18 protein-coding genes and 1 pseudogene are annotated in these 25,869 nt (G+C 43.8%); 14 read left to right on the top strand and 5 right to left on the bottom strand.

Annotated features, from left to right (window positions below; genetic code table 11):
* Positions 1-45 precede the first annotated feature (45 nt).
* Positions 46-687, top strand: coding sequence for a DUF975 family protein (locus DN752_RS06425; protein WP_112783180.1), 642 nt, complete (start codon positions 46-48; stop codon positions 685-687).
* A 44-nt stretch (positions 688-731) separates the two neighbouring features.
* Entirely contained in the window at positions 732-3,281 is a 2,550-nt protein-coding gene (locus tag DN752_RS06420) for a hybrid sensor histidine kinase/response regulator (RefSeq protein WP_112783179.1), read from the top strand.
* 22 nt (positions 3,282-3,303) lie between these two features.
* Here DN752_RS06420 and DN752_RS06415 read toward each other — a convergent pair whose 3' ends face one another.
* Positions 3,304-4,695 carry a sigma-54-dependent transcriptional regulator gene (locus tag DN752_RS06415; protein ID WP_112783178.1) on the bottom strand — a complete coding sequence of 464 codons (1,392 nt, stop codon included), beginning with the start codon at positions 4,693-4,695 and terminating at the stop codon, positions 3,304-3,306.
* 409 nt (positions 4,696-5,104) lie between these two features.
* A complete protein-coding gene (locus DN752_RS06410; RefSeq protein WP_162633141.1) occupies positions 5,105-5,467 on the bottom strand; it encodes a hypothetical protein in 363 nt (120 codons plus the stop codon).
* Between the two features lie 369 nt (positions 5,468-5,836).
* Between DN752_RS06410 and murI the strand changes: the two genes are divergently transcribed.
* The 3 genes from murI to DN752_RS06395 all read left to right on the top strand — a co-directional run bounded on the left by murI (position 5,837) and on the right by DN752_RS06395 (position 9,941).
* The gene (murI, locus tag DN752_RS06405; protein ID WP_112783176.1) at positions 5,837-6,643 is read left to right on the top strand and encodes a glutamate racemase; all 807 of its coding nucleotides are present in this window, start codon (positions 5,837-5,839) and stop codon (positions 6,641-6,643) included.
* Between the two features lie 262 nt (positions 6,644-6,905).
* Positions 6,906-8,789: an amidophosphoribosyltransferase gene (locus DN752_RS06400; RefSeq protein WP_112783175.1), complete on the top strand. Its 1,884-nt coding sequence runs from the start codon at positions 6,906-6,908 to the stop codon at positions 8,787-8,789.
* Between the two features lie 99 nt (positions 8,790-8,888).
* On the top strand, positions 8,889-9,941 hold the full coding sequence (locus tag DN752_RS06395; RefSeq protein ID WP_112786449.1) for a M42 family metallopeptidase: 1,053 nt from the start codon (positions 8,889-8,891) through the stop codon (positions 9,939-9,941).
* Positions 9,942-10,138: 197 nt separating this feature from the next.
* On the opposite strand, the gene DN752_RS06390 is transcribed toward DN752_RS06395, so the two are convergent.
* Together DN752_RS06390 and DN752_RS06385 are read right to left on the bottom strand one after the other, a co-directional pair.
* Positions 10,139-10,588, bottom strand: coding sequence for a hypothetical protein (locus DN752_RS06390; RefSeq protein WP_112783174.1), 450 nt, complete (start codon positions 10,586-10,588; stop codon positions 10,139-10,141).
* Positions 10,575-11,180, bottom strand: a complete 606-nt coding sequence (locus tag DN752_RS06385; protein ID WP_112783173.1) for an acyl carrier protein phosphodiesterase — start codon at positions 11,178-11,180, stop codon at positions 10,575-10,577. The genes DN752_RS06390 and DN752_RS06385 overlap by 14 nt, the downstream gene beginning before the upstream one ends.
* Before the next feature lie 73 nt (positions 11,181-11,253).
* Here DN752_RS06385 and DN752_RS06380 point away from each other — a divergent pair.
* Together DN752_RS06380 and DN752_RS06375 are read left to right on the top strand one after the other, a co-directional pair.
* Positions 11,254-13,191, top strand: a pseudogene (locus DN752_RS06380) (IGHMBP2 family helicase).
* Between the two features lie 363 nt (positions 13,192-13,554).
* Complete coding sequence (locus tag DN752_RS06375; RefSeq protein WP_162633140.1) at positions 13,555-13,887, top strand: hypothetical protein; 333 nt, start codon at positions 13,555-13,557, stop codon at positions 13,885-13,887.
* A gap of 22 nt (positions 13,888-13,909) precedes the next feature.
* On the opposite strand, the gene DN752_RS06370 is transcribed toward DN752_RS06375, so the two are convergent.
* On the bottom strand, positions 13,910-14,440 hold the full coding sequence (locus DN752_RS06370) for a DUF4924 family protein (RefSeq protein ID WP_112786448.1): 531 nt from the start codon (positions 14,438-14,440) through the stop codon (positions 13,910-13,912).
* A gap of 498 nt (positions 14,441-14,938) precedes the next feature.
* Between DN752_RS06370 and DN752_RS06365 the strand changes: the two genes are divergently transcribed.
* The 7 genes from DN752_RS06365 to DN752_RS06335 all read left to right on the top strand — a co-directional run bounded on the left by DN752_RS06365 (position 14,939) and on the right by DN752_RS06335 (position 25,679).
* Entirely contained in the window at positions 14,939-18,004 is a 3,066-nt protein-coding gene (locus DN752_RS06365) for a SusC/RagA family TonB-linked outer membrane protein (RefSeq protein WP_112783171.1), read from the top strand.
* A 23-nt stretch (positions 18,005-18,027) separates the two neighbouring features.
* Positions 18,028-19,548, top strand: coding sequence for a RagB/SusD family nutrient uptake outer membrane protein (locus tag DN752_RS06360; protein WP_112783170.1), 1,521 nt, complete (start codon positions 18,028-18,030; stop codon positions 19,546-19,548).
* Between the two features lie 240 nt (positions 19,549-19,788).
* The gene (lepA, locus tag DN752_RS06355; protein ID WP_112783169.1) at positions 19,789-21,582 is read left to right on the top strand and encodes a translation elongation factor 4; all 1,794 of its coding nucleotides are present in this window, start codon (positions 19,789-19,791) and stop codon (positions 21,580-21,582) included.
* Positions 21,583-21,675: 93 nt separating this feature from the next.
* Positions 21,676-22,035, top strand: coding sequence for a four helix bundle protein (locus tag DN752_RS06350; protein ID WP_112783168.1), 360 nt, complete (start codon positions 21,676-21,678; stop codon positions 22,033-22,035).
* A 47-nt stretch (positions 22,036-22,082) separates the two neighbouring features.
* The gene (locus tag DN752_RS06345) at positions 22,083-22,967 is read left to right on the top strand and encodes a bifunctional 5,10-methylenetetrahydrofolate dehydrogenase/5,10-methenyltetrahydrofolate cyclohydrolase (RefSeq protein WP_112783167.1); all 885 of its coding nucleotides are present in this window, start codon (positions 22,083-22,085) and stop codon (positions 22,965-22,967) included.
* A 169-nt stretch (positions 22,968-23,136) separates the two neighbouring features.
* Entirely contained in the window at positions 23,137-23,763 is a 627-nt protein-coding gene (locus DN752_RS06340) for a 7-carboxy-7-deazaguanine synthase QueE (RefSeq protein ID WP_112783166.1), read from the top strand.
* A gap of 5 nt (positions 23,764-23,768) precedes the next feature.
* A complete protein-coding gene (locus DN752_RS06335; protein WP_112783165.1) occupies positions 23,769-25,679 on the top strand; it encodes an OmpA family protein in 1,911 nt (636 codons plus the stop codon).
* Positions 25,680-25,869 lie beyond the last annotated feature (190 nt).

The following is a 25,869-nucleotide window of genomic DNA, read 5'->3' as shown; positions in this document are numbered from 1 at the left end:
TATTAGAGATTTGCACTTTATCGCTTGATTTATTGGCTATCACCTATGACGAAGTTACAGCTTAATAAGCTCATTGAAAGGGGCTATGATTTTGATATTCAGGAAGTTTTTAAAGAGGGGTGGGAGTTGTTTAAAAAGCAACCGCTCTTTGCAATGGGGTATACAGGCTTCATTATTTCACTGGAACTCCTGTTTGTTATTTATTTGAAAGAGTATGCGCTCCTGTTCAGTATATTTTTGGCTGGACCGTTATTCTCCGGTTTTTATTTGGTAGCCAACCAATTGAAATCTGAAGAAAAAGTGGTCTATACAGATTTTTTTAAAGGTTTTTCCTATTATATACCTATAATATTGATTTGGCTAATTGGGCAAGTTCTGGTTTCTATAGGCCTTATTCTCTTTGTTGTACCCGGAATTTACTTAATGGTGGGGTATTCGATGGCCATCCTTTTACATGTTTTTGCTGGCTTGGATTTTTGGGAATCGCTTGAATACAGCAGGAGATTGGTGACCAAAAATTGGTGGAAGTTTTTTCTGCTGGTTTTGGCACTTATTGCGCTAAATGTCGTGGGAATGGTATTGTTTGTCGGGATTTTTATCAGTATTCCTTTGTCGTTTTTTGCAGCTTATTGTGCTTTCGAGAGGGTGATGGAAGATGTTTTGATAGAAGATGCAAAGGAAGTATAGGTGGTATTGTTTTTGTGTAAATCTTTGCTGAAATTCAGGGTATTGTGAAATCAACAGAAACGACACATAAGGCGAGGAAAAAGGTGGTCATAGGATTTATGCTCGCCATTATGCTAGTGCTCAGCGTGGGAGCGGTGACCTATTTTAGCCTTAACAGGCTATTGGATACAGTGGAGACACTTTCTGAGCCGAGTGACCGCATGCAAGAGCTTAATTCCCTTTTAGCTGATGTATATCAACTGGATAAGGTGAAGGGTAATTTTGAGGCTGAAAGTGACACTTCCGTCGCTGTCAATTACTTGGACAAAATAGAGAAAAAACTCAACCTCCTAGAGCAATATGCCAATGATACCGTGGAGCTCAACCACCTTAAACAAATTAACTATAACATCAATGAATTGGTGGTGGTGTACAATGGACTTCGTGAGGTGAAACATAACTTGATCAACAGGAATTTTAGTAGGGAAGCCCTGAAAAATCTGGAAACCAAGATCAAGCGACAAGAAGAGATCAACCGATTACAAAGTTTGGGTAAAATCAGGTTTGATCACAAAATCAGACGAGCAAACCGTCGTTTGGATACTTCCAACCAAAAAAAGACAGATGTAGAGGCAAATTACAAGGATGGAAACCTGATGTCAGAGGCAGAGATGGAAAACCTTCGGGATATGTTTCAGCAGTTTAGGCCTGAAATAGACACGGAAGATACCATTAGTCAAAGCAGTACGAGTTATTCGGATTCTGTCCTTTATGCTGTAAAGCAATTCTTGATCAATATCAACTATGAAGAGCAGCACTTGAGATCTAATCTGGCCCAGTTAGAAAAAGAACTCAATGAGAAAAACAGGGCATTGATAGAGGATACACAGACCGTCATCTCTAATTTGCAGTATGACGCCTTAGCAGAAGTGGAGCAAAAAAACGAGTCGTTGTACGATCTTGCTTTTGATGTAGCGATCCTGTTAGGGGTGATCATTTTTGTGGGAATCGTCGGGTCTTCGGCTTTTATTTATAGCATTCTGACAGAGATCAATAAGGATGAGAATTATCGGTTTGAACTGGAGCAGGCTAAATTAAGGTCAGATAAGCTGGCGAAGGCCAAGCAGAATTTTTTGGCCAATATGAGCCACGAGATCCGAAACCCACTACATGCTATCCAAGGGTACAACGAAGCTATTCGTAAAACCTCACTTGACAAAGACCAGACAGATTATGTGAATATGGTAGGTTTTGCTGCCGAAACCTTATCTGGTATTGTCAATGATATTTTGGACTTGTCCAAGTTGGAGGCAGGGAAGATCACTATCCAAAACATGCCCTTTAATCCACATAAGTTGTTTAAGGCCATCAAGAATTCATTCGAACTGAGGGCAAAAGAGAAGCAAATCGATTTTGCATGGGACATAGCTCTACCTAAGAACAAGTGGTTTTCAGGTGATGAGCTTAGGATAAGACAGATCCTGAACAACTTGATCAGCAACGCACTAAAGTTTACCGAGGATGGGAGCGTGGCGGTAAGTATCGTCCATGAAAGTGATTACCTTTTGGTAGAGGTGAAGGATACTGGCATTGGGATGACCGAAGAATTTAAGGACAATATCTTTAAGGAATTTAACCAAGGAGATGGTTCGATCAATAGAAGGTATGGAGGGACGGGTTTAGGACTGGCCATTGTAAAACGAATGTTGGACTTGCTAAAGGGTAAAATAGAGCTGGAAAGCAATGTAGGGGAAGGTACTACTTTCAGCGTAAGGATTCCTGTGGAGCAAGTGGAGGCGCCGGTTAAGGCCCAAGAAGCGAGCAATTGGTTTAGCCTCAATGGACTGCGCGTTTTATTGGTGGATGATGATGCTGTCGGGCTGAAGTTTGCCAAGTTACTCTTAGAGAGCAATGGGGCAAAAGTGTATGATTATTTGGGAGGGGTAAGCATGCGGGACGACTTTGACAAAGTTCCCCTTGATCTTGCTGTATTAGATGTTCAAATGCCCGAAGTCACAGGGTATGATGCCTTGCGGTTGTTAAAGAACAACTATGGCTATGCGGATTTGCCGACTATAGCCATTACCGCCAATGTCTTTGCCAAAGAAAAAGATGAGCTTTCTGATGCTGGGTTTGATGCTATCGTCCTCAAGCCTTTTAAAGAGTTTGACCTTGTGAAAAAAATCGGTGAGTTACTTGACCTAGAGACAATTCCCCATGACGAAAATGGGGCCATAGAAACGTCGACTCAGGGCTTTCCGAGCAAGCGTGATTATGCAGTAGACGATATTGAGAAATTCTGTATGGGCGAGGAGGCAATGCTTAAAGAAGTTCTGATAGATTTTTGCTCCAGCACCAGTAATGATTTGATCGAGATGGACCATTATTGTGATGATGAAAACTGGGAGCAGTTACTAGAAGTGGCGCATAAACTGGGGAGCAGGCTAGGGCAGTTAAAGATTAAATCCAGTGTGCTTGCCAGGGGCTTGGAGTATGATCTGAAAGAAGGAAATACGTCCAATGCCAGTGTAATGGTAGAAAAAATAAAAAAAGAGACCCTTGTTGTGCTCGATCAGATATTGATCGATTACCAGTTGTTTACAAAGGTCTCTTGATCAGTGTTACGAGAGTAGAGTATCAGTCTATGCCGTATTTTTCGATTTTATTGTACAGTGTTTTTCGATCGATGTTCAGTATTTTGGCAGCTTTTGATTTATTGTGTTTTACCTCGTTGAGTGTTTTTATGATCATGGCCTTTTCCTGAACTTCGAAGGAGGACTTGAGGTCCTTTGTGCTGCTGTTCTGTGAGCTGGAATTTTCTGGAAGGAGTAAGTCCACAGGGAGTGCTTCTTTGTGAATATAGTCCTCTGTCGTCAGCAGTACCGCTCTTTTGATGATGTTTTTCAATTCCCTGAGATTGCCCGGCCAGCTATAGGTTTTGAAGATTTCCTTGACTTCATCACTGAAGCCGAGAATGTCTTTGCCCAAAGAAGCATTGGCATCTTTCAGGAAGATTTCTGCATAATGGAAAAGGTCCCCGCCACGTTCTCTAAGTGGGGTGGATTTAAGGCTGAATTCGTTGAGGCGGTGATAAAGGTCTTCACGAAACTCTCCGCTTCTGGAGGCATTGGCGAGATCTTCATTGGTAGCGACAATGATCCTGACATCGATAGGAATGTCCTTAGTCCCTCCGATTTTCCTGATTTTCCGTTCTTGGATTGCCCGGAGAAGTTTGATTTGAACCTCATAACTTAAATTCCCGATTTCGTCCAAGAAGATGGTGCCGCCATTGGCCATTTCAAAATGCCCTGTTTTATTGTCCAGTGCTCCAGTAAAAGCGCCTTTTACGTGGCCAAACAGCTCACTTCCTGCGAGTTCTTTGGACAGTGATCCACAGTCAATTGCTACAAAAGGACCTTGGCTACGGTTTGACTTTTCATGAATACGTTTCGAAATGAATTCCTTGCCCGTGCCGCTTTCACCCAAAACGACCACGCTCATTTCGGTAGGGGCCACGAGCGAGATGTACTGCTCTAGTTGAAGAGACTCAGGGCTTTTGCCCACCACATAGGCACCGGTGTCCACATTGGCCTGGTTAGGTTTTGCTGGCTGTTTGGTGGTTTTTGTCTTGGGATCGTCCTCCTCAGGTACCCCGCGGGTAGGTGGGGATTTCATCGCTTCATTTACCGTGGCCAAGAGCTCGTCTGGATTAACAGGTTTGGTGATGTATTCAATAGCACCAAGTTTCATGGAACGTACAGCCGTACGGATGTCCGAGTAATTGGTTATAAGGATAACCCGGGTGTTTTTTTTGTTATGGACAATTTTTTCCAGAACTTCCATTCCCGTTCCATCCGGTAGCCTGTAATCTGTAATGATCAGGTCATAGGATGCCTTTTCCAACATCAAAAAAGCCTCGGTGATTTTGGCAGTTTGGTCCACCTGATAATCATTTTTTTCAAGAAAATTTTTGATGATTTTGGAATAGGTCAAATCATCTTCAATTAGAAGTATCTTTGCATTTGCCATAAGTATAAATTCTATAACAGTGCTACACAGCTGAAACTGTGCCATAAATTATACGTTGCCTTTTTTCTACTGTCGGTGTTTGCTTTCGTGTGTGATCTTAGGGACAACGATCTTTGGGCTGTTACTTTTGGAGAAGTTTGTTTCCGCTAAAATATATAATATTTATTTAAGCTTTTAATAAAAAAAATGGGGCTTTTTCCATTGATAGCAAAGGAATTAAGTACTTATGAGGAATAGTGCTTTTTATCACTCTTTTTTTGTTATTTTTAGAGGCTTGGGTATAAATTATTTTTTTATAATAAATGGTATTTATCAATTGAGTATTGGTGAAATGTAAACAAAATACCGGTTTTTGGTCATACGACCCAAGTGATTTTATACGGTATAGGTCTTCTTTGGAGCAGTGTTGTTATGGTTGGGCCACTTCGATAGGCTGACTATCGTAAGGGATCAGTTGCCCTTTTTTATTGAACTTTGCTCGGATGATGAACTTTTCTTCATCTTCAAAAGCCAAGTTATAGAAAACCTTGTTTTTGTCTGAGATTTTGGTGGCTTTTACCATTTTCAAACCAGCAAAAACACTGTTATTATTTAATACATTTGCGATGGGACCCGGAAGCTTTTCCCTATCAATGTTTTTTATATCGGTCCGTGGTTCAGGAGTACAGTTTTCGCTATTTTCCGAGGTAGGCGAAGGTACGATGTTCGGTGCATTTGAACATCCTGTCATCAGGGACAACATCAAGAAGTATGTGAACAATGTTACTTTCATAATAGGGCTTGTTAATGCTCAAGGTGTAGTTTAGGAACTAGCCATTCTTAAACCTCTCTCAAGCGTATTGGGAAAACAGCCAAAATCAGACCAAACCGATTAGAATGTCTTGAATCACATGTTTTTAGCTGTTATGAGCTGGGCAAAGAAGGTAGGATGGGGCGGAGTTCCCCAAAATGTGGAATAGCTAAAAAAGAGCAGGGTTTGGTTTGTGGATTTTATTATTTTCTTTTATCTTGGACCTAATAACTTAACTAAAATTATAACTCTTTGCTTGCAATTTTCCCTCGAGCACGTGCGCTTGAGGGATCTTTTTTTATAATTTTGCAGCGGATTCAAAACTCATTCAGTAGCTTTTACCATTTAAATATGCAAGAAACTTCTCCTATAGGGATTTTTGATAGTGGAATTGGAGGTTTGACAGTGGCTCGGGCCGTGAAAAAACTGCTACCAGGGGAACAAATGGTTTATTTTGGAGACACAGCCCATCTTCCCTATGGCGACAAGAGCACAGCTGCTATCCAAGCTTATTCGGTAAAAATAGCGGATGTACTTCTCAGGGCCAATTGTAAAGTCATTCTCATTGCGTGTAATTCAGCATCAGCGGCTGCATTTGAACTGGTGAAGGCTTATGTGGCTTCTAGGGCAGTTGTGTTGGATGTGATAGAGCCGGTAGTAGGCTATGTGGACCAGTGCCTTGCAGGTAAGCATGTCGGCTTGATCGGGACTAAGCAAACGGTAAATTCAGGTGTCTACCGGCATAAAATAGAAGCGCTCGAAAGTGGGGTGACTTTCTCTTCTTTGGCCACGCCGCTTTTGGCCCCGATGATAGAGGAGGGCTTTCACAGTAACCGGATCAGTAAGGAGATCATCAAGACTTATTTGGATGATGAGGAGCTGGCCAATATTGATGCCTTGATTTTGGGATGTACCCATTATCCGTTGATCAAGCCACAGATAGATGAATTGTATAATGGCGAAGTAGAGGTGATCGACAGTTCTGAAGTGATTGCCAAGACAACTAAGGAGTATTTGACATCCCAGGGTCTTTTGAGCCAAGGGCAAAAGAAGAAGGACCGTTTTTTGGTTTCAGACTATACCCCGTCTTTCGAAAGTACCACCCGATTGTTCTTTGGAAGAGAAGTGAGCTTGGAGAAATACCCCCTTTGGGAATGAGTAAACTGGTCTTAAGTACTATTTTTTAAAAATAGATGTAGGAACAATTATTTTTAGGTTAGGTTTTGTGTGGCTTTCTACAAATGAAGGGAATGTGGTCATGTCGAAATATAATTTTTTCGAAAAATGTATTTTTGGAGACAAATTTTGCAAGAAGGAATTTTTCTTTAGTGAAAAGGGTTATTAAAGCCTCCTGACATTTGGGAGAAACTAATAAAAAAGGTTTAACTTTGTTACATAAAATACTACTTGCAAATACCCGATGAGTGATCAAATCAAACACGAATGCGGCATAGCCATGATCAGGCTCCGCAAGCCCCTTCAATACTATATTGATAAATATGGTACACCGATGTATGCTGCAAACAGGCTTTATGTACTGATGCAAAAGCAAATCAACAGGGGCCAAGATGGTGCAGGAATTGCAAACATTAAAATTAACACCAAGCCCGGTACCCGGTACATTAGCCGGTACAGGTCTGTGGACCCGCAAGCAGTCAACTATATCTTCGGAAAAGTATCCAAGAAGTTTCGAAAAGCAAATAAACAAGGAGGAGAAGAAGGGCTGAAGAATGCCGACTGGGTCAAGGACAATGTGGCCTTTTCGGGTGAAGTTTGGTTGGGGCATTTGCGATATGGTACCCACGGAGAAAACAGCATTGAGACATGTCACCCCTTTTTGAGGCAGAATAACTGGAGGAGTAGGAACTTGGTGATGGCAGGTAACTTCAATATGACCAATGTGGAGGAGCTGTTTGGGAAGTTGGTAGAGCTAGGGCAGCACCCGAAAGAGCAGACAGATACAGTGACCGTAATGGAAAAAATCGGCCATTTCGTAGATGAGGAGAACCAGCGGATTTTCAATAAGTACAAAGGAGAATATTCGAATAATGAGATCACAGAAGTGATCGAACGGGAACTGGATGTAGCAAGGATCTTGAGAAGATCCTGTAGGGATTTTGATGGTGGATATGCTATGGCAGGCATCATTGGAAACGGTGCCAGCTTTGTAGTAAGGGATCCTTCGGGCATCAGACCGGCCTATTATTACGCAGATGATGAGATTGTCGTCATTGCTTCCGAAAAACCGGCCATCAAGTCAGCATTCAATATTGATTACACTTCTATCAAAGAAATACAGCCAGGCCATGCATTGATTGTCAATAAGGACGGTTCGTACGGCGAACATGAAATTATGCCGGCACTGGAGAAAAAGTCCTGTTCATTCGAAAGAATCTATTTTTCAAGGGGTACCGATCCGGATATTTATAGGGAAAGAAAACAACTCGGAAAAGCCCTGATCCCCCAGATCCTAAAGACGATCGATTTTGATCTAAAAAACACCGTATTTTCATACATCCCCAATACAGCAGAGACTGCTTTCCTTGGGCTTATCGAAGGGCTGGAAGATTACCTGAGCGCCAAGAGACGGGAAATCCTATTGGAAGGAAAACCCCATCTCGAAAACATTGAAGACTTATTGAGTTTCCGGCCCCGAGTCGAAAAACTGGTCGCAAAAGATGTCAAGCTGAGGACATTTATCACCAATGATAATGACCGGGACGTCATGGTGGCCAATGTATATGATACCACCTATGAGGTGATCCGCTCAGGGGTGGATACCATTGTGGTGTTAGATGACAGTATTGTAAGAGGGACCACTTTGGAAAAAAGTATCTTGACTACGCTGGATAAGCTGAAGCCAAAACGGATCATTGTCGTTTCCTCAGCGCCGCAGATTCGCTATCCTGATTGTTACGGTATCGATATGTCCAAGATGCGTGAGTTCATTGCCTTCCGAGCAGCGTTAAAGCTGTTGGAGGAGACGGGGCAGCAATACATTTTGGATGAAGTGTATGACAAGTGCGTGGCCAATCCTGATGCTGAAGAAAACTTTGTCAAAGAAATCTATGATAAATTTACTCCGCAGCAAGTTTCGGATAAAATAGCCGATATTATCACTATGGATCAGATCAATGCAGAAGTAAAGGTGATCTACCAAACAGTGGAAAATCTCAATAGAGCTTGTCCGGAGCATTTGGGAGACTGGTACTTTACCGGTGATTTCCCTACGGAAGGGGGCATGAAAGTGGTCAACAAATCCTTTGTCAACTTCATGGAGGGAAAAGTGGTCAGAGCGTACTGATTTACCTTAAAATATTTATCAGAAAGGCCGTCGTTATGATGGCCTTTTTGTATTTTGAGGCCTGCCAAATTACATGATAAAAAATCAAACCATAAAAATATGAGTATCAATACTGGACTGTTAAAGCAAGTTTGTGAGGTTGCCGGTGCGCCTGGTTTTGAAAAGAGAATCAGGGACTTGGTCATTCAAGAAGTGACGCCGTTGGTGGATGAGGTGAAGGTAGATAATATCGGTAATGTCATCGCCATCAAAAAAGGGAGTAAAAATCCAGATGGAAAGCGAGTGATGGTAGCGGCACATATGGATGAGATTGGGTTCATCGTCACACATGTAGATGACAATGGCTTCTTGAGGTTCCATACGCTGGGAGGTTTTGATCCGAAGACCCTGACCGCCCAAAGGGTGATTGTGCATGGTAAGAAAGACTTGGTAGGGGTGATGGGCAGCAAGCCGATCCATGTCATGACACCCGAAGAGCGAAACAAACTTCCCAAGACGACCGATTATTTTATAGACTTGGGGATGCCCAAGGATGAGGTGGAGCAATACGTCCAAGTGGGAGATTCTGTGACCAGAGACCGCGAACTAATAGAGATGGGGGACTGTGTAAACTGCAAGTCTATCGATAATCGGGTAGCTGTTTTTATTTTGATAGAGGCGTTAAAAACCGTCAAAAACCCTCCTTACGATGTTTATGCCACCTTTACCGTCCAAGAAGAGGTAGGGCTTCGCGGTGCCAATGTGGCCGCCCATGGTGTCAATCCGGATTTTGGGATTGCCCTTGATACCACTATTGCATTTGATGTACCGGGCGCTTCTCCCCATGAAAAGGTGACCGAACTTGGTAAAGGGACTGCCATTAAAATCATGGATGCCATGACCATCTGTGATTATCGAATGGTGGACTTTATGAAAAAGACCGCCGACAGCAACCAGATCAAATGGCAACCTGAAATCCTTACCGCTGGCGGAACAGATACCGCAGGGGTGCAGCGAATGGGCAAACAAGGAGCTATCGCCGGAGCGATATCCATCCCTACCAGGCACATGCACCAAGTTATCGAAATGGCCAATAAAAAGGACATAGCAGCAAGTATCCAATTGCTCAATGGCTGCCTGGAAAACATCGACCAGCACGACTGGAAGCATTGAAAAGAGATATAAGTGTCAAGAAGTGAGGCAGGAGACGTGAGACTTGAGACAGGTATCGGGACAACGAAAGGGGGGACCCTGTCATTGTCCCGATCATTTCTTCGATATTGAGCATTTAGAATTCTGTATTCATTATTCAATCCTCTATTTTGTCATTCTTCCGTCTTCGTACTTTATACCTTGTACTTGATATTTTCTCAGGGCTTGACTTTTTTCTTAGGTACTTTTTTGACCAGGTATCGGTACAGCTCGACGTAGTTGATGTGTTCGTGGTTACTGATACTGATGGAGTTTTTGTCATCAAAAACAATGGTCAATTGCCTGAACTCCTTTTTGTTAGCGTGTACAATTTCTTCCTGCCACACCAAGATGTCCGCCAGGGTGTAGTGTTTTTTCATTCCTCTAAGTGGCAGCCTTACGGTTATGTTGCCTTTGCCCGCAGAGACAAAACGGTATCCGGCCATCATTTTTACCAATAGCATAAGAAGTACCACCGTAAGGATACTGGCACTAATAAGGTGAAATGTCAATCCGTACGTCCTGATAGTGCTGAAATCATGCAGTATATAGCTCAATCCTGCAAAGAGGATAGCAACTACTATCCCCAATGATATATAAGTGGATCGTTTTGGTTTACAGTGAATCATAATCGTTGCTTAGTTCCTCCAGCTTATCTTTGGAGAAAGTGATCAAATCAGGGAAGAAACGGTCAAAATATCCCTTTAGTGTTTGCTCGTGTTGCTGGAGAAACAGGTGGGCTGATCCCATTTTGGAGTCAAAACTAGTAAGTTTAGAGATACCTGTCAAGGTGGATTTCATACCGTCCAAGGTTCCGTAGGCCACGAGCCAGTTTCCCTTTTTCATGTGGTGGAAGAGCTGTAAAAAGCTTTTTGGGAGCTTTTCTTCGTTTTTTTCTATGATGGAATAGACTTGTTGCGAAAAATCCTGAACGCTTCTGTCATCGTATTCATTCCAGTATTTACTCAAAAAATAGTCAAAATAGACATCGGTAATCACTAGGGAATAGCGCTTGTAGATGGGTTTTAGCATTTCCTGCGCTTCCTTTACTACCGGGTGAGTATCCGTGTAATGGTCTATTTCCCGGTGAAGATGGACGCCCAGAGCAATCTCAGGTTCAAATTGTTCCTCCAGATTACCACGTACGAAATCCCCTATAAAGTTTCCTAATAAAACTTTGGGACGGTCAAAAGAGAGATATGCATGCGCCAAAAAATTCACTGTTGAAAATCGATTTAAATACCTGATTACTTTGTCTAATTACATTAGTTTTGAATATTAAAAATAACCATTGATGTCGAGAATACAGGAAGAATTAAAAATAACTTTACAACTTTTAAAGAAAGAGTGGAAAGAAGACCTCGAGCAGTATCGGCTCAAGACACTCAGTGCTTCTATTGCCGACAAGCAGAAAGAAGGGATTTGCTGGTATCCCGTACAGGTGACGAAGACCAAAGTGGGACTGGGAGACCGGTTGATAGTAGAGGTAGAAAGGGGAGATACCCGTCTTTCGCATGGCTTTCAATCCGGAAAGACGGTCTCCTTGTTTTCTAATTTTTCGGAGGGTGCGCCATTACGGACAAATGGCGTGGTCAATTTGGTAAAGAAAAATACCATGGTCATTACCTTGATGGGGAATGAATGGCCGGACTGGCTGCAAGACGGGAAGCTAGGGGTTGACTTGCATTTCGATGAGGCAAGTTATCGAGAAATGGACTATGCGATGCAGCAGGTGATCAAGGCAGGTGGCGGAAGGCTTGGACAGCTAAGGGATGTCCTGTTGGGACAGGATGCGGCTTCATTTTCTGCTGGATTGCCTTTGGCTTTAGAGGCCTCTCACCTAAATCACAGTCAGGTGGAAGCGGTAAAAAACGTACTGGCAGCGCAAGACGTAGCCTTGGTGCACGGTCCTCCAGGCACTGGCAAGACCACTACGATGGTGCAAGCGATCAGAGAGACGTTACAGCAATACCCTCAAGTGATGGTCTGTGCGCCCAGTAATGCCGCAGTGGATCTGTTGGTCGAAAAGCTCCTGGCAAAAGGGGTATCGACTTTGCGCTTAGGGCATCCGGCAAGGGTCGATGATCAGATTTTGGAACAGACACTGGATGCCCAAATAGCACAGCATAGTAGCTTTAGGGATTTAAAGAAATTGCGTAAGTCTGCGGAGGAATACCGCAAGCTGGGAAGGAAATATAAGCGAAATTTTGGGGCTGCCGAACGCCAGCAGCGAAAGCAGTTATTTGCGGAGGCATCAAAGGTCAAAGAGGCCGCAAGGCATTTGGAAGATTATATATTGTATGATGTCTTTCAGCAAAACCAAGTGATCGCTACTACACTGGTAGGTGCCAGTCATACTGCCCTAAAAGGGATGGAGTTCCCTGTGGTGTTTATCGATGAGGCTGCGCAAGGCCTGGAGCCAGCTTCCTGGATTCCCGTTATGAAGGCAAAGAAAGTAGTCATGGCAGGAGATCACTGCCAGCTGCCACCAACCATAAAATCGTATGAAGCAAGTAAGGAAGGCTTGAGCGAAACCTTGTTCGAAAAAGTCATCGAACGTCAGCCGGCGGCCAGTTGGATGCTAAAGGTGCAGTACCGAATGCCGGAGCTGATCATGCGGTTTTCAAGTGAATATTTCTATCAAGGGCAATTGGAAGCGGCGGCATTGACCGATGCCCATTGCTTGAGCAATGAAGAACCGGTGATGGAGTTCATCGATACGGCGGGCAGTGGTTTTGGGGAACACTTGGAAAAGGACTAGCTCAGCAAGCTGAATACCGAAGAAGCACGCTTTGGTTTGGGATTGCTGGAGAAGTTGCTGGAGCGAATTGGGGTAGGGCGTTTTCAGGAGCAGCAATATACCATTGGGGTGATTTCGCCGTATAAAGCCCAAGTGAAAAAGCTGACGGAACTGATGGAAGAGGGAGCCGCATATGAAGGGCTGAGGGAGCTCTCTGATGTGGTGACCATTGGTACCATAGATGGTTTCCAAGGCCAGGAGCGGGATGTGGTCTTGATCAGTTTGGTTCGGTCAAATGAAGAGGGAGAAATTGGTTTTTTGGCAGATACAAGAAGGATGAATGTCGCCCTTACCAGGGCCAAGCGGAAATTGGTAGTGATTGGGGATAGTGGCACATTAAGCAGTCATCCTTTTTACCAACAGTTTTTGGACTTTGTATCTGAAAACGGGCTTTATAAGAGTGTTTATGAGTACATGGAGCTGGGGGATTGAATGGTTCAACCCGGATTATGCGTTAGGAATCGTAGTGAGAGCTGAAATTGCAAGAAAATCAGTTAGTTTGGAGGCATTAGCGTAGCACCGCTACGGTTATGCCGAAAACTAAAGTGAAACGGCTGATTTTGAAGCAGTTTCAGGTCGCAACAGATAGGCTAATGCATATTCCGGGTTCAATGCCGTTTAGTTAGTGTGTATCTGGAAAATATGGGTTCTATATTTTTTCCTTGGGCAGCATTTCGTCAAACAAGCCTGCCTTTTTGCCCACCCGCTTTTTAATTTCTTAACGCCCAATACCTGCAAGGCGGATTCAGTTAATAAGTCCCAAAAAGGTGTTGTTTCCATATGACGGCCCTTGGTATGCCTGTTTTCCAGCCGATGGTGGAGGCCGTTAAGAAAGTGAGTTGGCTCGCGTCGTGGAACAGCGAGACCCACTCACTTTTAGGTCGTAGCCATCGGGTGGAAATTAAAATGGGTGACGGATCTCGGTCGCAGGGTAAATCCATGTTCCATTTTAAAAGGCATACCACCGGCCTAGATTTTTTTCTTTCTTTTTTCATCAATAGCCTGCCCCGAAGGCTTTCGGGGGAAAAAAGGAAAAGGATAAAATCCACCAAGATGATCAGGTTTCCCCAGCCAAAGTCAATCAAAAAAAGGACTTTTAGGTATATGAAAAGAAGGAAATCCCCTTAACTAAACGGCATTGATTCCGGGTTCAGCTGTCCCCGTTGTCCATGTAGGCAAGGTTAAGATAGCTCAATACCTTGCCAAAAGCTTTTGCAGCATTTTCTTGCTCGGAGCTGAGCTTTTTGCCTGTTAGCCGGCATAGCAGAAGTCCATAAACCCCATTGATGCAGATTTGGATTTCATGGCCAATGTCCTGTCCTTCTGCCGCCATGATGGACGCGATGACATGGGGCTTTGCTTCATGGTAAATGGCAAAATATTCCTTATCTTTTTTTAACAAGTCCCAATGGATCTCGGCTAACCTTTGCACTTCCTTTTGTGTGGATGCTAGATGCCCAGCGTCTTTGATGCCTTCATTTTTCATTTTCTCTGCCAATTCACCAAACCAGTCTGTAGTGGCATTTTTTTCCTCTTCAGATACAGGGTAATGGGAGACGACGTACTGACGAACTTCATCCATATCGAATTGATAGGAGCGGAGCAAGTCTTCCATTTGGTACATATAGACGATGTATTCACCGATATTTTGCTGTTTTTTCTTTTCTGCCAGTTGTTTCATACGTGTAATGCCTTTATGGAAAGGCAAAGATACAAATGCTGTAATATAATTCCTTGAAAAGACATTTAGTTGCGCTCTGAAGCTATTATGAAGTACCTGTTCTTTGTTTACTACTATGGTTTTAGCAATCGGTTTCATTTTATAAATCACCTAGTTGACTTATGAAATGAGCACTTCTTATGATAATATCAGCCTAATTTGAGCAAGTGAGTACTTTTTATAATCTAATTACTGGTGTAATGATTTTTTGTATGAAGAAAAGATGATGACACTATTCGTTTATGAAACCTTACTAAATCTCTTGTAATTATAGTTAAAATACTAATCTATAGTATAAAATATTATAAGTAATCGGTTTCATGATTATAATTTCATATTAATTTTTCTTAAAACCGTTTTTTGTTTTGATATTTATTTGATTACGTGTAATTTGAGGTTGAATTATTTTGATTTGATTCTTCAACAAAAAAGAATCATACCCCTAATTAACCTTATGATATGATCAATTCAATCTACCCCAAAAAACCGGGTCGTAGCCATATTGGATGTTGGCTGATGACCATCTTTATTGTTTTAGTCGGTTTTTATTCCGGGAACGTTTCCGCTCAGGATTTAACTGTTACCGGCACCGTAAAAACAGCAGCAGGAGAAACTATGCCGGGTGCTAATGTCTCCGTAAAAGGTACCAGTCAAGGAGCCATCACCAACCTTGAGGGTGAGTTTAGTATCACTGTCCCCTCCCGAGAGGCTATATTGGTGTTTTCATTTATCGGCTATGAATCCAAAGAGGTGAAGGTCGGCAACCAAACTACTATTGATGTAACCTTAGCAGAAAATCTATCTGCGCTAAACGAAGTGGTGGTCGTAGGCTATGGCTCACAAGAACGGGCAAAGGTGACCGGGGCCATTTCCTCTGTGAGTTCGGAAGAAATCCGCGAATTGCCGGTCCCCAATCTGGCCTCAGCAATGCAGGGAAGGGCTGCCAACGTATCGGTGACCAATGCGGGTGCGCCAGGAGCAGACCCTGTAGTGCGAATACGTGGAATAGGCACTGTCGGTGATAACGATCCCCTCTATGTCATCGATGGGATGCCCGCAAGCGGACTAAATCAGATCAATCCAGCGGATATTGAGTCCATAGAGGTGTTAAAAGATGCTTCTACCGCTGCTATTTATGGTTCCCGAGCGGCCAATGGAGTCGTTTTGGTGACTACCAAAAAAGGAACGAAGGGAAAGCCCAAAGTGTCACTGGATGCTTATTATGGTGTCCAAAACGCTTGGAGAACATTGGACCTCTTGAATGTGGACCAATACCTTGATTTTGGCAGGGATTTGGTAAACAATGCCAATGACCCCGATGTTACTATCCCACCCCGATTTGATGATTTGGGAGAATTTGCCAACGTCCATACTGATTGGCAGGATGAAATGTTTCAGTCCGCACCCATCCAAGATTACAATGTGAGCGTTTCCGGAGGTGGTGAAAATAGCCTTTACAATATTTCCATGGGGTATTTTGCCCAAGATGGGATCATGCAAGGTGTGGATTTTGAACGTGTCTCCTTTAGGGCAAACACCCAGTTTGACCTGGGAGAACGTGTTTCTGTGGGGCAGACGCTTACTGTTTCCTACACTGACAGGAATGATGAGCCATTCAGCGGAGGGCGAAGCCAGATGGAGCATATGGTGAAGATGGTTCCTTACATTCCCGTAAGGGATCCCAGTCGTCAGGGAGGCTTCCGGGGTACCGATACAGAGGATGGTTCAGACCCCGAAAACCCAGTGCTTAACGCTGTGTTGAGGCAGGACCGGTACCAAGATTTTAAGATTTTGGGATCTGCTTATATTGATGTCGAAATCCTTGATGGTTTTCACTACAAGTTCATGACTGGACTTGATATCGCTACTGGTCAGCGGAATGAGTATACTCCAATGTTCAATGCAGGTGATTTTCAGTTTCAAGTATTTGCAGCAATTAGCCAAACTCGAAATTCATACGTATCCCCACTTTTTAGTAACCAGTTTTCTTATACCAAAGACTTTGGAGGACACCACTTGGATCTTTTGGCAGTGATTGAGAAGCAGACATTCATCTCCTCTTCGCTGACAGGTTCTGGTCAGAATGAATTGACCAACGATGTCCGGGAGCTGCAAGGGGTTCAAAATCAAGTTACCACCAGTGAGAAAACAGAGTATGGGTTGATTTCCTATGTCGGTCGTGTCAATTACGATTATAAGCAAAAGTACCTGTTGAGTGCCAGTATCCGTAGGGATGGAGGATCACGATTTGGCCCGGATAATAAATGGGGAGTGTTCCCATCCGTTTCTGCTGGATGGAGAGTGAGTGAGGAGGATTTTATGCAGGGAGTAGGAGCGATAAGCGATTTGAAGTTACGGGCAAGCTATGGTCAGACAGGTAATGACCGCATAGGAGATTACGTGTACCAGGCGACCATCAATTCCAATATGTTTTACAACTTCAACGGTACATTGGCCGGAGGAAGTACCATCAATGCGCTGGCCAATGAAGACCTCAAGTGGGAGACCACCATCATGAAGAATGTCGGTTTGGACCTGGGGATATTGAATGATCAAATCACCTTTACAGCGGAGTGGTTTGATAATAAAACCGAAGATATGATTCTAGGAGTTCCGGTTCCTCCTTCTTTAGGGTTTGATGTTGCGCCCGTAGCCAATGTGGGAACGGTCCGTAACCGCGGGATGGAGTTTACTGCTGGTTATCAGAAGAAGACCGGAGCCTTCCAGTTTGGCGTTAACGGAAATATTGGGTTTGTAGACAATGAACTGATCTCCTTGGGGTCGGGAAATTCCATATTTGGCCCTACCTTTCAAGGGGATCCCATGACCTATACAGAAGAGGGGAAACCCATAGCGTATTTTTATGGCTGGGAAGTCGAAGGGATTTTCCAATCTGGGGAGGATACCAGTCAGCAACCCAATGCTCAAGCAGGAGACCTGAAGTTTAGGGATATCAATGAGGATGGCACCATTGATGCGGACGATCGCACCAATTTGGGACATTACATGCCTGATTTCACCTATGGTCTTAACTTCAATGCCAATTTCAAGAACTTTGACCTTTCTCTTTTCCTTCAAGGGGTGCAGGGCAATGAAATATTCAGCAATATCCGGTTTCATACCGAAGGGATGACGAGACTGTTTAATGCGAGCACTGCGGTGCTCGATCGGTGGACACCTGATAATACACAGACGGATGTTCCCCGGGCAATTTCTGGAGATCCCAATGGGAATGCGAGAGCAAGCTCAAGATGGGTGGAAGATGGGTCGTATGCCCGTCTTAAAAACCTGTCTATCGGATATACCGTTCCCAATGCTTTTTTGCAGTCTATAGCTAAGAATAGCATTTCTAATTTGCGGGTGTATGTTTCGGCACAAAACCTCTTTACGATCACTGATTACTCAGGGTACGATCCAGAGATCGCAGCACGGACCGAAATAGATCAATCCCTGGGAATGGGGATAGATTTCGGGCAGTTTCCTGCCGCTAGGACATTTATTGGCGGTATCCAACTTACTTTCTGATCAATTATTAACTGAAAAGCACCATGAAATTCAAATCATATATACTCTTTGTGTTCTTAATGGCTTTGGCGCAGTCTTGTAATGAGGACAAGCTAAACCCGATTAATCCAAACGAGCTTTCGACAGAGACATTCTATAAGACAGGCCCCCAATATGTGGCTGCTGTAAATGCCGCCTATGCGGCCCTACAGGCAAACGATCTGTATAACCGAGAGTACTTCTTTGCGCATGACTTGCTTTCGGATGATGTGGCTTCTGGCGGTGCGCAATTAGAGGCGCACAGGGCCAGGGTACTCAACCACGTATTTGATGCTTCCAATTCACTGATGCTGGCGAACTGGAGAGGATGGTATCGTGTAATCCAGCGGGCCAACTTGGTCATCGAAAACGTGGATCAGCCGCAAGAGGATATTTCAGAAAACCTCCGTGACAGGGTTTTGGGAGAGGCGTATTTTCTTAGAGGGCTGGCTTATTTTGAACTGAGTACACTCTGGGGCGGTGTGCCTTTGATGACGGTCTCTGCGACCGGCCCTGATGGCTTGCCCCGTGCCAGTCAGGAGGCCTCCTATCAGCAGGTAGTCGATGACCTGTCTGCTGCCATAGGACTGTTGCCGCCAAAGAGTACCTATTCGGGGGCTGATGTAGGAAGGGCTTCTATTGGGGCGGCCCAGGCTTTGTTGGCAAAGTTACATTTGTTTCGAGGGGATTTTTCGGAAGCAAAACCACTACTACAAGCGGTTATTGATTCGGATGAATACCGCCTAGTGGATCGTTATTTGGACAATTTCGAAGAAGAAAATGAAAACAATGCCGAGTCACTTTGGGAAGTGCAGTTTTCGGAGGATTTCGGGACAGACGGCGGTTGGAATGCCGATGGCAATAGTATCGCTGAAGTGACATTCCGTGGACAGGAGTATGGTCCTACTGCTTGGAGAAACATTATTCCAAATGCCAGCCTTGTGTCAGCATTTGAAAAAGTGGCCAATGGTGCTGAAAAAGATGATCCCCGATACGGATATACCCTGTATAGTTTGGGGGATACTTTCAATAACGGTGAAAGTGTACTTTCGGTAGATAATGTCCAAGGGAATGCTTCAGTTCCAAGCTGGAGAAAATACCAGATGATCTATAAAAGGGAGGCAGAAAATACGCAGTCTGGGATTAATTTCCGAGTCATCCGATATGCGGATATACTGCTGATGATGGCCGAGGTAGAAAACGAAACCAATGGCCCGGCCGCTGCGCTGCCCTATATTAACCAAGTAAGGGCACGTGCAGATGTGGATATGCCTCCATACCCCACTGCTCAATACCCCGCTGGCACGCAAGAGGAAATGAGGCTTGCCATTCAGCACGAGCGAAGAGTGGAGCTGGCCGGAGAGCAAATCCGTAACCGGGATATCCGGAGATGGAGGCGAATGGGATATTTAGAAAACGAACCTATTCCCTCATATCAAGAGCGTTATGATCTATTGCCCATTCCCCTTTCTGAAATCGATAACAACAATGCATTGACCAATCAAGATCAAAATCCCGGCTTTTAAAAGTTCGATTGATTTTCTGGATGCAAGAATAGAGGCTGGATAATGGTGATAGTTCATCTCCCCATTGGAGAGGGTGACTTATCGCTATGATGGAGCCTCTTTTTTGTATTCCCTATTTGTGAAGCTGCCAACATCATGATCGGTTTTTTTTGGATTACTGGATAGTGTGTGAATATCTTATAGCTATTGGAGTGCAAATGTGCGGTTTTGCAAAGACTATTTACTATTTTTGCCGACAGAATGGATATGCAAAAAATAAGAAACTTCTGTATCATCGCCCATATTGATCATGGGAAGAGTACGTTGGCGGATCGTCTGCTTCAGTTTACCAATACCGTGACGGATAGGGAGATGCAAGATCAATTGTTGGATAATATGGATCTCGAGCGTGAGCGGGGAATTACTATTAAGTCACATGCGATCCAAATGAAATATGACTATCAAGGAGAGGAACATGTCCTTAACTTGATAGATACACCTGGACACGTGGATTTTTCGTACGAAGTCTCTCGGTCCATTGCTGCCTGTGAAGGAGCACTGCTGATCGTGGATGCTTCCCAAGGGGTGGAGGCCCAGACGATTTCCAACCTCTACCTGGCAATGGAGCATAACTTGGAGATTATTCCTGTGCTTAACAAAATCGATCTGCCAGGAGCCGAGCCTGAAGTGGTCGCTGATGAGGTGATTGACCTGATCGGATGCGACAGAGAGGATATTATCTTGGCTTCGGGAAAGGAAGGGACAGGGGTTGAAGATATACTCAATGCAGTGGTAGAGAGGATACCTTCGCCAAAAGGGAATACAGAAGAGCCGCTACAAGCGATGATCTTTGATTCTGTATACAATCCTTTTCGTGGTGTGGAAGTGCTTTTCCGGGTGTTTAATGGCACAATCAAAAAAGGCGATAAGATTAAATTTGTCAATACAGGAAGGGAATATTATGCCGATGAAATAGGCGTGCTGGGCATGGTGCAGCAGCCACGGGATTCCATAAGTGCAGGAAACGTGGGCTACCTGATCTCAGGGATCAAAGTAGCCAAAGAGGTGAAAGTCGGAGATACCATTACCCATATCAAACGTCCATGCACCAATGCCATAAAAGGATTTGAAAATGTCAAACCGATGGTCTTTGCGGGGATTTACCCTGTAGATACTACGGAGTTTGAAGAATTGAGGGCATCGATGGAGAAGCTGCAGCTAAACGACGCTGCCTTGGTCTGGGAACCAGAAACTTCTGCAGCCTTGGGCTTCGGCTTCCGTTGCGGATTTTTGGGGATGTTGCACATGGAGATTATCCAAGAGCGTCTGGAGCGGGAGTTTGATATGACGGTGATCACCACAGTGCCTTCCGTACAGTTCAAAGCCCTGATGAATGATGATTCTTACCAGTTGATCAATGCGCCTTCAGACATGCCCGATCCCAATATGTTTAAGCATATCGAAGAACCCTATGTCCATGCATCGATCATTACCAAGGCTGATTATGTCGGGCCAGTGATCCAGCTGTGCATGGAAAAGAGGGGGCAGATCAAAAACCAAGTTTACCTGACAGCCGACAGGGTAGAGCTGACATTTGATATGCCTCTGGCGGAGATTGTTTTTGATTTCTTTGATAAGCTAAAGACCATCTCCAGAGGTTATGCTTCACTTGACTATGACCTGCGGGAGAATAAGGCTTCCCACATGGTCAGGTTAGATGTGATGCTTAATGGGGAAGTGGTGGATGCATTGTCAGCAGTGGTCCATAGGGACAAGGCCTACGAGTGGGGCAAAAGACTATGTGAAAAACTGAAAGAATTGGTGCCTCGTCAGATGTTTGAGATAGCTATCCAAGCAGCCATAGGAACGAAGATCATCGCTAGGGAAACAGTGAAAGCCATGCGTAAAAACGTACTGGCCAAGTGTTATGGCGGTGATATTTCACGTAAGCGTAAATTGCTGGACAAACAGAAAAAAGGTAAAAAGCGTATGCGCCAAGTCGGTAATGTAGAAGTGCCTCAGGAGGCATTTATGGCGGTGCTTAAGCTGGATTAGGGGAAGCCTTCGATATTCATTATTCAACATTCGATATTCATCATTTCGGAAGTTGAAGAGAAATAAATTCTGTTTAAATCATACATTACATAAATGAGAAAGTATGATCTTGAAGAGCGTCTAATTGATTTTTCTGTAGCTATAATCAATTTAGTAGATGTATTGCCAAACACGAAAGCTTCGAATCACTTGGGAGGTCAGATTCTTAGGTCAGGTACGTCGCCTGCGTTGAACTATGGGGAAGCTCAAAGCAGTGAATCCAAGAAAGATTTTATTCATAAATTTAAAGTCATCCTTAAAGAATTAAGAGAAACACTTGTATGTATAAAAATTCTCAAAAAATCTAAGATCGTGCTTGAAAGTGAGTTAGCTGATTTTCTACATAAAGAGTCAAATGAACTTATTTCAATCTTTGTAAAAAGTATAGAAACGGCGCAGAGGAATAATAATTAATATCGAATATCGAATTTTGAATAACGAATAACGAATTTTACAAAACAATGCCTACAATAATAGACGGAAAAAAGACATCAGCTGATATCAAAAATGAAATTGCAGCCCGCGTGAAGGAAATCAAAGCCGAGGGAGGGAAGATTCCACATTTGGCTGCGGTGTTGGTGGGAAATGATGGTGCCAGCCAGACCTATGTGGGGGCTAAGGTGAAGGCCTGTGAGTTTGTAGGGTTTGAGTCCACTCTGGTGAGGCTGGAGGATAATGTGTCCGAAGAAGAACTGCTCAAAACGGTGGAAGATATTAATGAAAACCCGGATATTGATGGGCTGATCGTCCAGTTGCCGCTTCCGAAGCATATCTCCGTGGAGAAGGTGACGGCCAAGATCAAGCCAGAAAAGGATGTGGACGGGTTTACCCCGGCCAATGTCGGTCGTATGGCATTGAACTGGCCTACTTACGTGGCCGCTACCCCTTATGGGATCGTGGAGCTGCTGAAGCGCTATGAGATTGAGACTTCTGGAAAACACTGCGTGGTGATCGGTAGAAGCCATATTGTAGGTTCTCCGATGAGCATATTGATGGCCAGAAATGATTACCCTGGTAATAGCACGGTTACGTTGACACATAGCAGGACGAAGAACCTGAAAGAAATAGCGAAAACAGCTGATATTCTGATTGTGGCCATTGGTAAACCGGAATTTGTGACGGCAGACATGGTGAAAGAGGGAGCAGTGGTCGTGGATGTGGGCATCCACCGGATCGAAGATGCCTCCAAAAAGAATGGCTTTAGGCTTATTGGAGATGTGAAATTCGATGAAGTGTCAGAAAAGTCCTCAGCCATTACGCCAGTGCCAGGCGGTGTGGGGCCAATGACCATCGCCTCATTGCTTTATAATACCCTGCTTTCGGCAGAAAATAAGGTGTACAAGTAAAATTATTCCACGATAGGGAACCCCATACTGTCAAGTAGGGTTTGGTGGCATATAAAGGGGAAGAAGAGCCCAATGTTCCTAATAGGGGGCTTGTAAGTGTCTATTCCCCAACGTAGGTTATATTCAATTATACAGCGGTTCAATCACCCGCTCCATCAAAAATTAAACCATGGAAATCAAACAAGCGGTAGAAAAAGGACTTAAGCTTCCTGTAATGGAAGCTTTTTACACCATCCAGGGAGAAGGTACATTTACTGGACATCCAGCGTACTTTATCCGTCTGGGAGGATGTGATGTAGGATGTGTGTGGTGCGACGTAAAGGAGTCCTGGGAAGCGGCAAAATGGCCGGTGCTTTCAGTTGAAGAGATTGTGGATGGAGCGCTTCAGTACCCTGGAAGACTGGTGGTGATTACAGGCGGAGAGCCATTGATGTATGAGATGGGGCCACTTACGGCCCTGTTAAAAGAAAAGGGCTTTACCACTAATATCGAAACCAGCGGAGCACATCCTTTTTCAGGGCAGTTTGATTGGGTCTGTTTTTCCCCAAAGAAGTTCAAAGAACCTCACCCAAGTATTTTTGAAAAGGCAGATGAGCTGAAAGTGATCGTTTTTCACAAAAGCGATTTTGATTTTGCTGAAAAGCACGCAAAGCACGTTCGGTCAAGCTGTAAAAAACTACTCCAGCCCGAATGGAGCAAGTCTGAGAAGTTTACGGGAGAGATCATCGAATACATAAAAAATCACCCTGATTGGAATATTTCGCTACAAACTCATAAATTTATGGACATACCATAAACTAAATGAGAGTAGCCCAAATAGTCTTCTTTTTTATTTTTATCAGTTCTCAGGCGCTTGGTCAAGGTTTTACCAGCGAAAACAGGAGGGCGATCAAGCTGTACCAAGAAGGAGAAGACCTCTCCATGAGAAGAAGGTATGACCAAGCCTTGGAGAAATACGCCGATGCCGTCAATAAGGATGATGGTTTTTTAGAGGCCTATAAAAAATGGTCCCAATTGTTATTGAAAAAGGGGAGTGTGGAAGAGGCACTACAAGTAGCCTCTGCTGGAGAAATGAAAAGTGGAAGCAACCCTGAATTTAAGGCAGATTTTAGCTGGTTGATTACCAGTATTTATTTGAAATCCGGTGATTTTGAAGCCGCAGTGAGGAAGTTTTCCCAAAGTCAAGGGCTTTATTCCAGTAAGGTAAAATCCTCTTCTTCATTCAAAGCCATGAACCGAAAAATGGCATTTATCGAAGAAGAGTTGACCAAGAAAAAATCGATCAACAAAGAAAAATTGCCCAGCCCGCTGAATGAATTTTATCTTCAGTATTTTCCTGTATTGACAGCGGACAGTAAGCAGCTGCTTTTTACGAAGCGTGATGGAGTGGAGCGGATGAAGCATGAGGATATTTTTACATCTACATGGGATGGGACGAGTTGGAGTTCGCCTGAAGCACTTGCCCATTCTATCAATACCGTTCACAATGAAGGTACCTGTACCATATCGGCCGATGGCAATATTTTGATCTATACCAGTTGTGATGCGCCTGATTCTTATGGAAGCTGTGATCTTTACATTGCCTATAAAGTGGGGGGGGAATGGCAGGAACCTATGAATATGGGTGATAAGGTGAACTCGAGGTATTGGGATTCGCAGCCGTCACTTTCTGCGGATGGAAGTATCCTGTTTTTTTCATCCAATAGAAGAGGAGGATTTGGTGGAAACGATATTTATTATGCAGTTCGCCAAAGGGATAATAGCTGGTCCGATCCGGTCAATGTAGGAGAGACGATCAATACCGAACTCGATGAAGTGTCCCCTTTTATTTATTTTAACAATGAGCTGCTCTTTTTTGCTTCCAACGGTCATATGGGGTTTGGGGGCATGGACTTGTTCAATTCAAAGATCAAGAATGCTGAGTTTGAGCAACCAGTAAATTTGGGCTATCCCATTAACGATCATTTGGACCAACTGGCCCTGTTTATTACCGCACAGCAGGACTATGCCTATTATACAGAAAATTCTCTAAAAGATGGAGTGCTGGACAGGTCTTATCTATACCGTTTTACCTTTCCGGAAGAGATAGATCTTGGTGAGCGGTTGATCGTGACGGGAGGTAAGGTGCGTAATGAAAAGACGGGCGAGCCCATTGTGGCGACTCTTTCATTAGTGGATTTAGAGAATGACAGTACTCTGTATGAGTTTAGGTCTGAAGGGGATTCTGGTAGGTTTATGATGATCTATCCGGATAAGGCTTCCTCGGGACTGTACGTAGAGAAGAAAGGTTTTTTGCCACAGATATACAATGTGGAAAAGGACAGCCTCAAGGATATCAAAGACATGGAGATAGGGCTTAAGCCTGTGGCACATGGTGAAGAATTCTTGTTTGAAAATGTCTTCTTTGACTTTGATAAAGCTGACTTGAAGCCTTCTTCCAAAAGTTCATTATTACGATTGAAGAAGTTTTTGGACGAGAATCCCGACGTCCATATAGTTATAGAAGGGCATACCGACAATGTGGGGGAAGGGAGTTATAATCAGGAATTGAGTCTTCGTAGAGCGACGAGTGTACAGCGGTATTTACTGGATCAAGGAATTGCCAGTGAACGATTGGCTGTCGCGGGATTTGGGGATACGAAACCACTAATGTCCAATGAAACAGCACTTGGAAGATCCAAGAACCGAAGAATCGAGATTGTTATAGATTGATGTGTTGTTTTGAGGTCAAGCCATAGATGCCAATGGTGCTATACGTAGTTGAAGCTAGATTCCAAGATATCGAAAAAAGTAACGTAAAATAACTAACTTATTCGATTACCATATTAGGCACAATAGGGGAGATTCGGTAATCAATATACGAACTCACTGAGTTTTGACCTGCTTCCAATGAAGGTAACTA

It is taken from the genome of Echinicola strongylocentroti (assembly GCF_003260975.1).
Taxonomy (GTDB): Bacteria; Bacteroidota; Bacteroidia; order Cytophagales; family Cyclobacteriaceae; genus Echinicola; species Echinicola strongylocentroti.
Note: the sequence above shows the minus strand (reverse complement) of the source record. Positions and strands in the feature narration are given on the sequence as shown.

Coding starts and splice junctions, on each gene's coding strand:
- DN752_RS06335 (WP_112783165.1), top strand. CDS start 23,769: ATGAGAGTAGCCCAAATAGTCTTCTTTTTTATTTTTATCAGTTCTCAG.
- DN752_RS06340 (WP_112783166.1), top strand. CDS start 23,137: ATGGAAATCAAACAAGCGGTAGAAAAAGGACTTAAGCTTCCTGTAATG.
- lepA (WP_112783169.1), top strand. CDS start 19,789: ATGGATATGCAAAAAATAAGAAACTTCTGTATCATCGCCCATATTGAT.
- DN752_RS06410 (WP_162633141.1), bottom strand. CDS start 5,467: ATGAAAGTAACATTGTTCACATACTTCTTGATGTTGTCCCTGATGACA.
- DN752_RS06360 (WP_112783170.1), top strand. CDS start 18,028: ATGAAATTCAAATCATATATACTCTTTGTGTTCTTAATGGCTTTGGCG.
- DN752_RS06365 (WP_112783171.1), top strand. CDS start 14,939: ATGATCAATTCAATCTACCCCAAAAAACCGGGTCGTAGCCATATTGGA.
- DN752_RS06425 (WP_112783180.1), top strand. CDS start 46: ATGACGAAGTTACAGCTTAATAAGCTCATTGAAAGGGGCTATGATTTT.
- DN752_RS06370 (WP_112786448.1), bottom strand. CDS start 14,440: ATGAAACAACTGGCAGAAAAGAAAAAACAGCAAAATATCGGTGAATAC.
- DN752_RS06345 (WP_112783167.1), top strand. CDS start 22,083: ATGCCTACAATAATAGACGGAAAAAAGACATCAGCTGATATCAAAAAT.
- DN752_RS06375 (WP_162633140.1), top strand. CDS start 13,555: ATGCCTGTTTTCCAGCCGATGGTGGAGGCCGTTAAGAAAGTGAGTTGG.
- DN752_RS06395 (WP_112786449.1), top strand. CDS start 8,889: ATGAGTATCAATACTGGACTGTTAAAGCAAGTTTGTGAGGTTGCCGGT.
- DN752_RS06350 (WP_112783168.1), top strand. CDS start 21,676: ATGAGAAAGTATGATCTTGAAGAGCGTCTAATTGATTTTTCTGTAGCT.
- murI (WP_112783176.1), top strand. CDS start 5,837: ATGCAAGAAACTTCTCCTATAGGGATTTTTGATAGTGGAATTGGAGGT.
- DN752_RS06415 (WP_112783178.1), bottom strand. CDS start 4,695: ATGGCAAATGCAAAGATACTTCTAATTGAAGATGATTTGACCTATTCC.
- DN752_RS06400 (WP_112783175.1), top strand. CDS start 6,906: ATGAGTGATCAAATCAAACACGAATGCGGCATAGCCATGATCAGGCTC.
- DN752_RS06390 (WP_112783174.1), bottom strand. CDS start 10,588: ATGATTCACTGTAAACCAAAACGATCCACTTATATATCATTGGGGATA.